This window comes from Methylobacterium sp. CM6244, from assembly GCF_054817885.1.
Map to the genome: position 1 here is coordinate 1288034 of NZ_CM139247.1, position 14006 is coordinate 1302039.

Below are 14006 nucleotides of genomic sequence, written 5' to 3' on the forward strand. Positions count from 1 at the left end.
ACCGCTATCGCGTCATCCTACGAACGCGTTGCCATGCGAGAACACCATCAGCGTCGGGCTCGCCGCCACGGTGAAGCCGAGGCCGGCATAGAGCCGCTCCACATGGCCGCCGGCCACGCATTGCAGCATCACCGTCTCGGCGCCCTCTCGTCTCGCCGTCTCGATCGCCGCCCGCGTGACCAGGGCGCCGAGACTGCGCCCGCGGCGGCTCGCGAGACTGCCGACATTGTAGAGGCCCGCGAGGCCTCCCGAGCGGTAGAGCGAGGCGCAGGCGACCGGGACGCCGTCCTCGCTCACCGTGAGATGATGCGCCTCCACCCCCTCGACCGGCCGGGCCTCCCGCAGCACCGGCAGGAACACCGCCTCGGCGATCGCGTTCACGCCCTCGTCGTCGTAGAGGCCGCGACAGACCGACAGATACGCCTCGCCGGGCGCGGCCTTCGCCTCCGCCGCGAGGGTCAGCCCGTCCGGCAGGATCGGTGCCTGCGCCTGCCTGCAATCGCGGACCATCCAGCGCGTCGGGAAGGCGGCCTGCAGGTCGGGATGGGTTCCGAGCCTCTCGCGGTCCCGGTCCTCGGTGACGAGAAGGGCCGGCAGGCGTTCGCGTTTCGCGGAAGCCGCCCGGACCCAGGACAGGTCGGTGGTCTCGACGCCGACATTGAAGCCCGGTTCCGGAATGGTGGCGGACCAGAGGTAGCGTCCGCCATCGGGCGCGGTTTCGACATCCGAGACGTAACAGCCCGACTGCATCAGGCAATGGGCGTCGAGCATCTCGCGAAAGGCGATTCCCGTCATGCATTCTCCAAGAAGAGTCTCATAAAAATAAGGCTTTATGCAGCAAGAGTATTGATCGGGTCAGGCTGCGAACGCCCAAGGATATGGGGTTTCATTTCGGTTTGTCCATATCTCAGTAGAGAACGAATTTATCTTGCAAATGGAATGATGAAAATCCGTGCCGGATATAGATGCGACTGGAAAGATTTACCTCGACATGGCAGGTCGACCGGATCTCTACCTGCCCGGTTCGAACGGCGCTCCGTCAGGCTGGCACCATCCCCTGCCTTGAAGCCACACCGACACCGGAGATGCGGAGAGCCCGATCGCCCCAGGCTCACCCCTGGGTTGTGGGCGTGGCGTGAATCCAATACAGGTCCGAGTATCATGCTCATGATCCGGGTCGAGGTCCATACTATACATGGTGGTTTGAACCGATGAAGGTGTCGGAATATTCAAGCGCTGCCTTGCGTTGCTCAGCTCTTTACGGTCATCGATCAAATCGAGGCTCGACCTCATCTCGCCCCGCTCTCGTGGAGAACATCTCGTGATAGCCATGGCTTCCGAAGCCCAGGTCCGCCTCGCCGATGCCGGGCGCTACATCGCGGATCTGTGCGAGCATTTCCTCGAACACGACATCCCCGTGCTTCACGAGCCGGGACGCGGCCGGGTCGATTTCGATGTCGGGACCGGAACCCTCGTCGCCGCCGAAGGCCTGCTCGCCCTCAAGGCGGAGGCCGCCGACGAGACCTCCCTCGCCGTCGTCAAGTTCATGCTCGCCTCGCATCTGCAGGAGCTTCCCGGCGCGACGGACGCCTCCATCGTCTGGACCGGCGACGGCTGCGCCGACGAGACCATTCCGAGCCTGCGCGAGGTGACGGTCCGGCGCGTCGTCGATCTCACGCCGCATATGCGCAGGGTCACCTTCATCGGCGCGGACCTGGCCCGCTACGACGCGTTCGACATGCATGTGCATGTCATCATCCCGCCCGCCGGCCATGCGCCGCAATGGCCCGTGCCGGGAATCGACGGCATCCCGGTCTGGCCACAGGGCGACGGCGCGCCCTCCATGCGGACCTATACGATCCGTCGCATCGACGCGGCTGCGGGCGAGATCGACATCGACTTCGTCATGCATCACGACGCCGGTCCCGGCGCGTCCTTCGCGAAACGCGCCAAGGTCGGGGACGTGGTCGGGCTGCTCGGCCCCGGGGGCCGCAGCGTCGGCGCGGCGGAGTGGTATTGTCTCGCCGCCGACGAGACCGGCCTGCCGGCCATCGGTCGCATCCTCGGGCGGCTGCCGGGCCATGTCGGCGGGGTCGCGGTGATCGAGGTCGATGGGCCGGCCGACGAGCAGGCGCTCGACCGGCCCGAGGGGGTGGAGCTGCGCTGGCTCCACCGCAACGGTGCACCGCCCGGCACGACCACGCTCCTGGCGGATGCGGTCCGGGCGATCCCGTTCCCGCAGGATCGCACGGTCTTCGCCTGGGCCGGCTCGGAATTCGATGCGTTCAAGGCCCTGCGGGCGCATTGGCGCAAGACCTGTGGCCTCACCCGTGACCAGCATCTCGCCGTGGCCTATTGGCGGCGCGGCGCCGACGAAGACGCCAAGGACGAGGATTGAAGCGTGATGTCAAAGAGCGTCATCCGAGGCGGCATGATTCCATGATGCTCGACCTGTCTCCCCTGCGGGCGAGCCGCGGGTTCCAGCTGCTCTATGCGGCGCGGGCTGCCTCGTTCCTCGCCTTCGGGGTGCTCGGCGTCGCCGTGAGCCTGCAGATGTACGCGCTGACCGCTTCGTCGCTGCAGGTGGCGTTCCTCAACGCGGCCGTCGCGGGATCGATGGCGCTGGCGCTCATCGTCGGCGGCTGGCTCGCCGACAGCTACGACCGCCGCGCGGTCATGGTCTGGTCGCGCACGGCGCATCTCCTCACCATCCTGATCCTCATGGCCAACGCGGCCCTCGCGGCCCCGATGGTCTGGCCGATCTACGCGGCGGCCGTAGTCGGCGGCTCGACCTTCGGCTTCGGCATGCCGGCGATCATGGCCGCGACCCCGGCCCTCGTCGGGCGCGAGCACCTGTCGGGGGCCGCTGCGCTCACCGCCGTCGCGGCGCAGGCGGGCGCCATAGCCGGGCCGTTCCTCGCCGGGGCGATCACCGCCGGCGCCGGGCTCGTCGCGTGCTACGGCGTTGTCGCGCTCATCTCCGGCATCACGCCGATCGTGCTCGGGTTCCTGCCTCCGCTGCCGCCGCTGGCCGGCCCGTCCGCCGAGGCGCCCCTTCCCGTGCTCGCCGCCGACGAAGCCGGCTTCATGGGGGGCCTGCGCTACATCGCCCGCTCGCCCCTGGTGCTGAGCCTGCTCCTCGTCGATCTCGTCGCCCTGGTCTTCGCCGTGCCCTACGTGCTGCTGCCCGAACTCGCGACGCATGGGCTCGGCGGAGGGCCCGACAGTATCGGCCTGCTCTATGCCGCCCCTTCGGTAGGCGCGCTCTTCGGCGCCCTGGCCTCGGGACGGGCCGGCGCGAGCCCGTTCGCCGGGCGCTGGCTCGTGGCCTGCGTGGCGATCTGGGCCTGCGCCTGCATCGCGCTGGGCTTCAGTGAGGGCATGGCTCCCGCCCTGTTCTGCCTTGCCGCCCTCGGCGCCGCCGCGAGCCTCGCCGGCATCCTGCGCGCGGCCCTGATCCAGCGCGCGACGCCGGACGCGATGCTGGGCCGGGTGTCGAGCCTGTGGGTGCTGGAGGAGACGATCGGCCCGGCTCTGGGGGGGATGCAGGCGGGCACCACGGCCCATCTCGCCTCGGCGCGGATCGCCATGGCGGCGGGTGGCGGCCTCTGCCTCGCCGCCACCGCCGCCATTGCGGCACTCACGCCCGCCCTGCGGGATGCGAGCCTCGCGCCGGAGGCGAAAAGGAAGGCCGACGATCTCGCCCTGGCTGCCGTCGATGTCCGCTAGAAGGGCCGTTGTCGGTCTGGCGGCCTGCCTCCTCATGCTGGCCTGTCTGCCCGCGGGCGCGGAGAAAAAGATGCCCGCCCAGCCCCGGGTCGCCGCCCTGGACTGGAGCGCCGTGGAACTCCTCCTCGGCCTCGGCATCGTGCCGATCGCGGTGACGCAGCCCGAGAACTACAACCGGACTGTGGTGGAGCCGGCGCTCCCCGAGGGCGTGGTCGATCTCGGCCTCGTCGTGGAGCCCAACCTCGAAGTGCTGGCGAGCCTCAAGCCGGACCTCATCCTCGCCAACCCGATCCAGGTGGCGACGCAAGGGAGCTTCCTGTCGCGCATCGCCCCGACGGAGGCGGTCTCCATCGCCAATGCCGGGGGCGATCCCTACGAGCGGGCGAAGGCGGAGACCATGCGCATCGCCCTGCGTCTCGGCCGCGTCGATGAAGCCAAGGCCCTGGAAGCACGCACCGAGGCGATTCTCGCCGCGGCGGGGGCGAGCGCCTGCCCAGCCGAGAGGCACCCGACCTTCCTCGTCTGGATCGTCGATCACCGCAACATCGTGGTCTACGGCCGCACCAGCCTGTTCCAGACCGTGCTCGACCGCCTCCGCATCGAGAATGCGTGGACCGGCGCCAGCAACGCATCCGGCTTCACGGCGGTGGGGATCGAGCAGCTCGCCACCGGTCCGGCCGATGCCCGCATGGTCCATGTCGGGCCGATCCGGTCGGATGCGGCCAAGGCGCTGGCCGGAAGCCGGCTCTGGCAGACGCTGCCGGCGGTGCGCGAGCACCATGTCGACGTCGTGCCGCCGGTCTGGTTCTACGGTGGGCTGCCGGCCATCGCGCGCTTCGCCGAACTGATGACCGATCTCTCCAAGCGGGATTGCCCCCGTGGCTGATGCGAAACTGGCCGGATCGGGCTTGGGTGAATCGGACTTGGGTGAATCGGACTTGGGTGAACCAAACTTGGCTGAACTAGGCCTGGCCGCCCCCGCGCCGCGCCGCTCGCGGATCGGCGGAACATGGCTTCTCATCGGCGCGGTGGCCCTCGTGGCCGGGCTCCTCACCCTGCGCACGCTCACGGCCGACATGCCGCTCGGCCTCGCGCTGAAAGCCTTGTGGAGTCCCGACTGGACCGACATCGCGCAGGTCATCCTGCATGAGAGCGTGCTGCCGCGGATCGTCACCGCATTGCTCGCCGGCGGCGCCCTCGCTTTGTCGGGGCTGGTGCTGCAGCAGGTGCTGCGCAATCCCCTCGCTTCGCCCTCGACGCTGGGCATCTCGGCCGGGGCGCAGCTCGCCTTGGCCCTGGCCTCGCTGTTCGCGCCCGGCCTCTTCTCGCAGGGCCGGGAGGCCGTGGCGCTCACCGGCTCCGCCCTGGCGGTGCTGGCGGTCTTCGCGTTGGGGCGTGCCAAGGGCTTCGCGCCCCTGGGGCTGCTGCTGGCCGGGCTGGTGGTCGAGCTCTATTGCGGGGCGATCCAGACCCTCCTCGTGATCCTGCACCAGGAGCGGCTGTTCGGCCTGTTCGTCTGGGGGGCAGGCTCGCTCGCCATGAACGATTGGAGCGCGCCGGCCTATCTCGCGCCCCGCCTCGCCGTCGCCGCCCTTCTGGTGGCGCTGATGGCGAGGCCGCTCGCATTGCTCGACCTCGACGAGGCGAACGCGAAGAGCCTCGGGCTCTCCCTCGGCCGGGTCCGGTTCCTCGCCGTGGCCGTCGCGGTGGCGCTCGGCGGCTTCGTGGTGGCGGGGGTTGGCGTCATCGGTTTCGTGGGGTTCGCCGCGCCGATCCTTGTCCGGCTCACCGGCACGCGCACGCTGCGCGCCCGTCTCATCGCCGCGCCCCTGCTCGGGGCCGCCCTGATCTGGCTCACCGATTCCGTGGTCCTGGCGCTCGCCCCCATCGCACAGGTGCCGACGGGGGCGCTGGCCTCCCTCGTCGGCGTGCCGATGCTGCTCTGGCTGCTGCCGCGCCTGCGCGGCGTCGGCGCGCTGCATCGCCCGGAGGGCGGCGCCTCGGCCCGGCTCACGCGGCCCTGGCGCCTGATCCTGGCCGGTGCGGTGTCGCTGGCCCTCCTCGTCTTCGTCGCGCTGACCCTCGGCCGCGACACGGCCGGCTGGCACTGGAGCCTCGGGGCCGGCCTCGAAGAACTGCTTCCCTGGCGCCTGCCCCGTATCGCCGCCTCGCTCGCGGCCGGCGCGATGCTGGCCATCGCCGGCACCCTGCTGCAGCGGCTCACCGGCAATCCCCTGGCGAGCCCCGAAGTGCTCGGGATCAGTTCCGGGGCCGCCCTCGGCCTCGTGGCCGTCACGATCGTCCTCGGCACGCCGGACCGGATGGCGCTGCTCGGCGCCGGCAGCCTCGGGGCCCTCGCGACCCTCCTGGCCATCGCGAGCCTCGGCCGCCGTGCCGACACCGTGCCCGAGCAGATGCTGCTGGCCGGCATCGGCCTCACCACCGGGTTCGGCGCCCTCCTCACCATCCTGATGATCAGCGGCGATCCCTCCGTGGTGATGCTGCTCGGGTGGACGGCGGGGTCCACGGCGCGGGTGGCGCCGGAGGATGCCGTCGCTGCCATCGCCATCCTCGTCCTCGGAGGCGCCTGCCTTCCCGCCCTGACCCGCTGGCTCGAGCTGCTTCCCCTCGGCGCTCCGACGGGCCGCTCGCTGGGGCTCGGCCTGCGCCGCAGCCGTCTCGTCACCCTGGCCTTGGCGGCGATCCTCACCACCGCGGCGACCTTGGTGGCGGGGCCGTTGAGCTTCGTCGGCCTCGTCGGGCCGCAGGTGGCGCGCTTGGCGGGCCTGACCCGGGCCGCGCCGCAACTCGCCGGTGCGGCCATCGCAGGGGCGCTGATCATGGTCGCGGCGGATTTCGTCGGACGGATGGCGTTCTTCCCCTACCAGTTCCCCCCGCCGGATTGGTGGCGACCCTCGTCGGCGGGCCGTTCCTGATGTGGCTGCTGGCCCGCCGTTGATCGTCTTTCGACAAGTTTCTTGCGGTGCTTGAATTGAATTGTTCCAAAGAAGGGTTGTGTTTCTTAGGCAACGCCGCCGCAACTTTTGTCATTAAATCTCAACTTTGACTTGCTGACAAAGACGCCGTGTGGATTCGTCTTGTCGAGACCCGATCTTGTTTTTGAATCGTTCTACGCGATGCATCGACAGGGAAATCTCGTTCTTTACCAATCAGGTCTGCGCCGTATTTCCGACGATCAAGGTCTTCCCTATGTCTGATGGCATGTTGCTCTCTTCTGGCACGTTCTCTCACAAAGCCGTGAGTGGCATGCGCTGCCTCGCCGGCGTCTCGACCGTGGCGCTGCTCGCCATGGTTCCCGCCCTGTGGAGCGGGGAAGCCTTCGCCCAGGCCGCTTCGGGCGGCACGGCGGCGGTGCAGCTCGACACCTTGTCGGTGCAGGGCTCCGGAAATGGTTCGGGAGGCGGCAATGGAGGTGGCGTGACGGCCGCCAATTCCTACGTCGTGCCCAGGAGCATGTCGGGAACGAAGACCAACGCGACCCTGCGGGAGATTCCCCAGTCGGTGTCCGTGGTCACTCAGAAGCAGCTCGAGGATCGCGGCGCAGAGAACCTGGCCGATGCGCTCGCCTACAGCGCCGGCATCCTCGCGTCGCCCCAGGGGCAGGATGGCCGCTTCGACCAGCTGATCATCCGTGGCTTCGACCAGACCCAGCGCGGCATCTACAAGGACGGGATGCGTCTGCCACAGACGAGCTTCTCCGGCTTCCCGATCGAGCCCTACGGCGTGGAGCGCATCGACGTGCTGCGCGGGCCGACCTCGGGCCTTTTCGGGCTCAACGATCCGGGTGGCCTCGTCAACTTCATCACCAAGAAGCCGACGGTCGAGCCGCTGCGGGAAATCTTTAGTTCCTATGGCAGCTTCAACCGCAAGCAGTTCGGCTTCGACCTGAGCGGCCCGCTCAACCCTGAGAAGACGATCCTCTACCGGATCACCGGCCTGCTGCGCGAAGGCGGCACGCAAGTGGATTACACGCCGCTGGACCGAATCTACATCGCGCCCGCGGTGACCTTCGCGCCTTCGGCGGATACCAGCCTGACGGTGCTCGGCAATTATCAGAGAGACCGCACCGGCGACACGTTCCGTGCCATCCCGCGCGAATACACCCGGGGCAGTAATCCCAATAAGTCGGAAATGCGCAGCCGCTTCCTCGGGGAGCCGGGCTTCTCGCGCTTCCTCGCCGAGCATTTCGAGGGCGGCTACCAGTTCTCACACCGGTTCGACGACCATTGGACCGTGCGCCAGAACCTGCGCTACGCCCATGCCTCGACCGACTACAACGCGATCTACTCCACGGGCGTCACCAATCCGGCGATGCCCAACACCGTCACCCGCGAGGCTCAGACCTGGCTTGAGGATTACGGCGTCTTCACCGTCGATACCCAGATCCAGCACGATGCGCAGTTCGGCAACATCAAGAACACCGCGCTGCTCGGGGTCGATTACAGCAAGATCAACAACAAGAGCGACCAGTACGGCGGTACGAGCTTCGGCCTGCTCGGGATCGGCCCGTTCGTCGGCCCGCTCAACATCCTCAATCCGGTCTACGGCCAGCCCGTCGCGCAACTTCCGCGCTCCCTCCTGTCACGGTTGCAGCAGGAGCAAGTCGGCGTCTACGCGCAGGATCAGGTCAAGTTCTACGATCGCTGGCTGCTCAGCATGAACGCCCGCTACGATTGGGTGACGACGAAAACCGATGCCCAGAACCCGGTCATCGATACCGTGCGCCAAATGCTCAACGCCGTCCCGTTCCCGAACGGCATTCCCACGAGCTTCGGCGCGAACCAGGACGCGCAATCCTATAGCGGCCGGGTCGGGCTCTCGTATCTTTTCGACAACGGCCTGACGCCTTATGTCTCGGCCGCGCGCTCGTTCAATGTGTTGCCGGTCTTCCTCCAGAACAGCACGATCGCGGTCGTGCCCGGCATCGGTGCGGTGCCGCTCACCTACAACATAACCCCGGCCAAGCCCGAGATCGGCGAGACCATCGAGGCCGGCGTGAAGTTCCAGCCGCCGGGCCAAGCCACCTCGGTTCTTTTCTCCGTGTTCAATACGAAGAAGACCAACGCCTTGTTCTTTAACCCCAGCGATCCGTTGCAGCAGGCCTTCTATCAGAACGGCGAAGTCGAGGTGAAAGGCTTCGAGAGCGAGGCCACCGTGGACCTCCTCGACGGCCTGAAGCTCATCTCGTCATTCACGGTCCTGCAGGCCGAAGTGACGAAGGACAATGCGCCGGACGGCAATCCCAGCGCGGTTGGGAAGCGGCCGATCCAGGTGCCGAACTTCACTGCCGCGACCTGGCTGGATTACACGATCCAGACCGGCATGTTCCGCGGACTCGGGATCGGCGGCGGTGTCCGCTACATCGGGGAATCGTTCGGCGATCCCCAGAACAACATCCGCGTGCCGGACTACGTCCTCTTCGACGCATCGCTCCGTTACACATACGAGAACTGGCGCTTCCAGGTGGCGGCCAACAACATCACGGACCGCGTCTATGTCGGCACCTGCTCGCAACAGGTCAATTTCGTCGGCTGCAATTATGGCGAAGGCCGCCGCGTGACGGGCTCCGTCACCTACCGCTGGTAGGCGATACGCATCCGATGAGATCGGCCCCGGATCGAACGGTCCGGGGCTTTTCTTTTGGGCTGTTGCCGTCACGTCGTTGACGCGGTCTCTCGCCCTCGACTAGCCTGACGATGACGGTTCCCCTTCGGGGGATCAAAAGGGAACGCGGTGAGGACGTTTTGTCCGATGCCGCGGCTGCCCCCGCAACTGTAAGCGGCGAGCCCATCATCAACACGTCACTGGGTCTTCGGGCCTGGGAAGACGATGAGAGGGCGTCGACCCGCGAGCCAGGAGACCTGCCGTCAGTCGTGGTCACACGCGAAACGCATCGGGCGGGGTGTCCTGGTGGGGTGTCGGGGCCCGCGCTCGCGTGGGGATCGGCTTCGTTCGCGGTGACGTGCCACTGCGCTGAGCCGCGCCTGCCGTTCGCCCGCGATGCCCGATCGTCCCTGTTCCTTCCATTGCAGACTCGCTCCACATCTTGCCCTCGGCGAGACCGTTTGGTCCTCCGCGCAGGCATTTTGCCCGGTTCGACGTATTGTAACGTTATAACATACGATCTAGCAGAGGGGGCGCGGCATTCGGCCAGCGATCACTCCGGTTTGCCAAAACGAACATGCCTACACAGGTCACCCACCGCGCCCCCGGGCGGATCTCCCCGGCCCGCGCCACCGCCCTGCTCGCATCGCTCCTCGGCTCGACCCTGCTCGCGGGCGAGGTCCGCGCCCAGGATTCCATCGGCCAGAATGCCGTCACCCTCGACCAGCTCACCGTGGAGGGGAGCGGGGTCGGCCTGACTCGCGCCAACCCGGTCGGGCTCAACCTCTCTACCCCCTCTCGCAGCGCCAGTCGCCTCGGCCTGACGCCGCTGGAGACCCCCGCCAGTATCGATGTCATCAGCGGCGAGACCGCCCGAATCCGGGGCCAGAACACGGTGGTCGAGGCGGTGACGCAGAACGCCACCGGCATCACCACCATCGCGTCGCCGGGCAACGGCAACGGCGCCTTCTCCAGCCGGGGCTTCGCCGGCCCGAACTCGATCCAGCAGCTCTATGACGGCACGCGGCTGTTCGTGGGCGCCGGCACGGTGACCTTCCCGTTCGACACCTGGAACGTGGAGCGGATCGAGGTGCTGCGCGGCCCGGCCTCCGTCCTCTATGGCGACGGCGCCATCGGCGGCGTGGTCAACGTGGTCTCGAAGAAACCGAGCTTCACGCCGATCCATGCCGCCCGCGCCGCCACCGGGTCGGACGGGCTCGCGCGCCTCGCCGTCGATCTCGGCGGTCCCATCGGCGATGCGGTGGCCTACCGCCTCAATGTCAGCGGCAACCGCGACGGCGGCTGGACCAGCCCGAACGGGGATTTCCGCAACCTCGCGGTCTCGGGCGCGCTGCTGTTCCAGCTCAACCCCGATCTCGCCGTCACGCTCAGCCACGATCTCGGCTACCAGGAGCCCGCGCGCTACTGGGGCACGCCGCTGGTCAATGGCCGGATCGTCCAGTCCCTGCGCAACAACAACTACAATGTCGACGGCGCGAAGATCGTCTGGGCCGATAACTGGACTCAGCTCAAGACCGAGTGGACGCCGAGCGCCGACATCACCATCCGGAACACCGCCTACCGGCTGCAGAGCCGTCGCCACTGGCTCGATGTGGAGCAGTACCGGTTCAATAGCGGTACGGGACGGATCGACAGGTCCGACTACCTTGAAATCTACCACAACCAAGAGCAGGTCGGGAACCGCTTCGACGCGGCGTTCAAGGGCAACCTGTTCGGCTTCCGCAACGAGTTCGCCATCGGGTTCGACGTCAACCACGTGGATTTCCGCCACACCAACAACTTCTCCAGCGCAGGCGGCGGCCTCGTCACCAGCGTCGATCCGTTCACCTACGATCCGGGCCTGTTCCCGGCCAATGGCCGCGCCAGCCCGGCCTATGCCACCAGCACCAACCAGGCCTCTGTCTTCGCCGAGAACCGGCTGATCCTCAGCGACCAACTCTCCTTCCTCACCGGAATGCGTTTCGATGCGCCGACCCTGCACCGCCGCAACCTGCAGACCGGCGACACCTTCGCGCGCTCGTTCGAGGCCCTGAGCTACCGGTTCGGCCTCGTCTACAACCCGACGCCGGATTCGGCCCTCTACGTGCAATACGCCACCGCCACCGATCCGGTGGGGAGCCTCATCAGCCTGTCGCAAACGAACGCCAATTTCGATCTCTCCACCGGCGAGCAGATCGAGGTCGGGGCCAAGGGCCTCGCGCTGAACGGCGCCCTCGAATGGACGGTGGCGGGCTACCGCATCGTCAAGGACAACCTGATCTCGGCGGTGCCGGGCCAGCCCAATGTCTCGACCCAGGTCGGCCGGCAATCCTCGCACGGGGTGGAGGGGGCGCTCGCCCTGCGCCTGCCCGATGGCTGGCGCATCGACGCCAACCTCGCCCTCCTGCATGCGCAATATGACGAGTTCCGGGAGGGAGCGGTGTCCTATGCGGGCAACCAGCCCAAAGACGTGCCGGAGCGCGTCGCCAATGTCTGGCTCAATTGGGCCTTCGCCCACGACTGGGAGGCGCGGATCGGGCTGCAGAATGTCGGCCGGGTCTTCAGCGACTTCTCCAACACCGCGCCGCGGCCCGACTACACCCTGGCCCATCTCGGCCTTGACCATCAGGTCACCCCGGCTTCGCGCCTGAGCCTTCGCGTCTACAACCTGTTCGACACAACCTACGCGATCAGCGGCAACGCCGTGGACGGGATCGGCACCAACTGGATCCTCGGGCGACCGCGCTCGTTCGAGGTCGCCTACAGCGTCGCGTGGTGAGCCTGTTCAAGCAGGGCAAGCGGTGGCTGGTCCTCGGCCATCGCTGGCTCGGCATCGGAACCGGGCTGCTCTTCGCCCTCTGGATCGGCTCCGGGCTGGTGATGCTCTATGTGCCGTTTCCGAGCTTGACGGAGACGGAGCGCCTCGCGCGTCTTCGCCCGATGGCGTGGGAGGCGGTCGCGGTCTCGCCGGACGAGGCGCTGGCCCAGTTGGGCGAGACCCGGATGCCCCGCAGCCTCGATCTGGAGATGCGTGGCGACGAGCCGATCTACCGGATGTCGTCCGGCGATGGCCGACGCATCACCCTTTCGGCGCGGACCGGCGCGCCGGCGGGTCCGGTCGATGCCGAGGCGGCCCAGCGCCTCACCGGGGCCGGTCCCGGCGCGTCCGTGGAGGAGGTCGCGCGCGACCAATGGACGGTGACGGCGCGCTACGATCCCCTGCGGCCCTTCCACAAGGTCGCCTTGAACGACGCGGCCGGCACGGAGCTCTATGTCTCGCAAGGGACGGGGGAGATCGTCCTCGACACGACGCGGTTCCAGCGCGGCTGGAATTGGGTCGGCGCCGTCACCCACTGGGTCTACCTCACGCCGCTGCGCGCCCGCGCGGAGTTGTGGCGCGACGTGGTGCTCTGGATCTCCGGCATCGCCGCCTTCACGGCGCTCACCGGCCTCGTCCTCGGGATCTGGCGCCTGCGCCTGAGCCGGCGCTACACGCGAGGACGCGTCACGCCCTATCGCGGGATGGCGCGCTGGCACCATTTCGCCGGGCTTATCGGCGGGATCGGGCTCACCACCTTCATCCTCAGCGGCTGGCTCTCGATGAACCCGAACCGCTGGTTCACCTCCCTCGCGCCGACCGCCGACCTGCGCGAGGCCTATGCCGGGGCGGACAACCCTGTCGGCCTCACGACCGGGAGCCTACGCGCGTTGGCCGCCGATGCGCCCCTCGGCCTGCATCTCGCGCGGATCGGCGGACACTGGGTCGCGATGGGGCTCGACCGCACCGGCAAACGGGCGATCGGAGACGCACCCTCAACCGCCCGGATCGCGGCGGCGGCGGGTCTCGCGATGGCGGGTGCGAGGCTGGAGGGCGTCGATCGCCTGGAATCCCACGACCTCTACTGGTCGCCGCTCACGAGCGGGACGCTCCCCATCCTGCGCCTGCGCTTTGCCGATCCCGCCGCGACTTGGCTGCATGTCGACCCGCGGAGCGGCGAGATCCTCAACCGGCTCGACCGCTCCGGCCGCGTCAACCGCTGGCTGTTCACAGCGCTCCACCGCCTCGACCTGCCGGTCCTCGTCGGCCACCCGCCGGCGAGGGACGCGGCACAATGGCTGCTGAACCTGCTCGCCGGAGCCTTGGTGATCACAGGGCTCGTCATCGGCTGGCGGCGGATCGGCCCGAAGGCCAGCGCGCATTCCCCTCTCCCCGCGCGCGGGGAGAGGGCCGCGTCTCCCCCTCGTTGGGGAGCGCGGCGAGGCGGTAGCCGAGGGTGAGGGGGCTTGGCCGAACGGGTTACATCCGGAGATACCCCCTCACCCTCGCCCTGACGGGCTCACGTCGCCTCCCGACGAGGGGAGGACGACGTCCTCTCCCCGCCCGCGGGGAGAGGGGGAACCCCGCCTCTTTTGAATAGGGACGTGCCCTCAGACTGTTGGACTCGAAGGCCGGCGCGCATTCCCCTCTCCCCGCCTGCGGGGAGAGGGCCGCGTCTCCCCCTCGTTGGGGAGCGCGGCGAGGCGGCAGCCGACGGTGAGGGGGCGCGTCCGAAGGAGCCGCATCCGAAAACACCCCCTCACCCTCGCCCTGCCGGGCTCACGCCGCCTCCCGGCAAGGGGAGGACGACGTCCTCTCCCCGCCTGGCGGGGAG

At 68.3% G+C, this 14006-nt stretch carries 8 protein-coding genes and 1 riboswitch; of the genes, 7 read left to right on the forward strand and 1 reads right to left on the reverse strand.

Going from position 1 to position 14006, the window contains the following annotated elements:
• Window positions 1-12: 12 nt before the first annotated feature.
• On the reverse strand, window positions 13-795 hold the full coding sequence (locus tag ACYQML_RS05940) for a GNAT family N-acetyltransferase (protein ID WP_461234996.1): 783 nt from the start codon (window positions 793-795) through the stop codon (window positions 13-15).
• 535 nt (window positions 796-1330) lie between these two features.
• Here ACYQML_RS05940 and ACYQML_RS05945 point away from each other — a divergent pair.
• The 7 genes from ACYQML_RS05945 (at window position 1331) to ACYQML_RS05975 (ending at window position 13632) form a co-directional block, all read left to right on the forward strand.
• A complete protein-coding gene (locus ACYQML_RS05945; protein ID WP_056454500.1) occupies window positions 1331-2398 on the forward strand; it encodes a siderophore-interacting protein in 1068 nt (355 codons plus the stop codon).
• A 41-nt stretch (window positions 2399-2439) separates the two neighbouring features.
• Window positions 2440-3729: an MFS transporter gene (locus ACYQML_RS05950; RefSeq protein WP_461234997.1), complete on the forward strand. Its 1290-nt coding sequence runs from the start codon at window positions 2440-2442 to the stop codon at window positions 3727-3729.
• Window positions 3730-3799: 70 nt separating this feature from the next.
• Window positions 3800-4615, forward strand: coding sequence for an ABC transporter substrate-binding protein (locus tag ACYQML_RS05955; RefSeq protein ID WP_419953388.1), 816 nt, complete (start codon window positions 3800-3802; stop codon window positions 4613-4615).
• Window positions 4616-4682: 67 nt separating this feature from the next.
• Window positions 4683-6665 (forward strand): Fe(3+)-hydroxamate ABC transporter permease FhuB, encoded by a 1983-nt coding sequence (gene fhuB, locus ACYQML_RS05960; RefSeq protein WP_461234998.1) that lies wholly within the window; start codon window positions 4683-4685, stop codon window positions 6663-6665.
• Window positions 6666-6996: 331 nt separating this feature from the next.
• Complete coding sequence (locus ACYQML_RS05965) at window positions 6997-9336, forward strand: TonB-dependent siderophore receptor (protein ID WP_461235677.1); 2340 nt, start codon at window positions 6997-6999, stop codon at window positions 9334-9336.
• A 97-nt stretch (window positions 9337-9433) separates the two neighbouring features.
• A riboswitch (cobalamin riboswitch) is annotated at window positions 9434-9633 on the forward strand.
• A gap of 298 nt (window positions 9634-9931) precedes the next feature.
• Window positions 9932-12133 (forward strand): TonB-dependent receptor, encoded by a 2202-nt coding sequence (locus ACYQML_RS05970; RefSeq protein ID WP_461234999.1) that lies wholly within the window; start codon window positions 9932-9934, stop codon window positions 12131-12133.
• The gene (locus ACYQML_RS05975) at window positions 12127-13632 is read left to right on the forward strand and encodes a PepSY domain-containing protein (RefSeq protein WP_461235000.1); all 1506 of its coding nucleotides are present in this window, start codon (window positions 12127-12129) and stop codon (window positions 13630-13632) included. Before ACYQML_RS05970 ends, ACYQML_RS05975 begins: the two co-directional genes overlap by 7 nt.
• Window positions 13633-14006 lie beyond the last annotated feature (374 nt).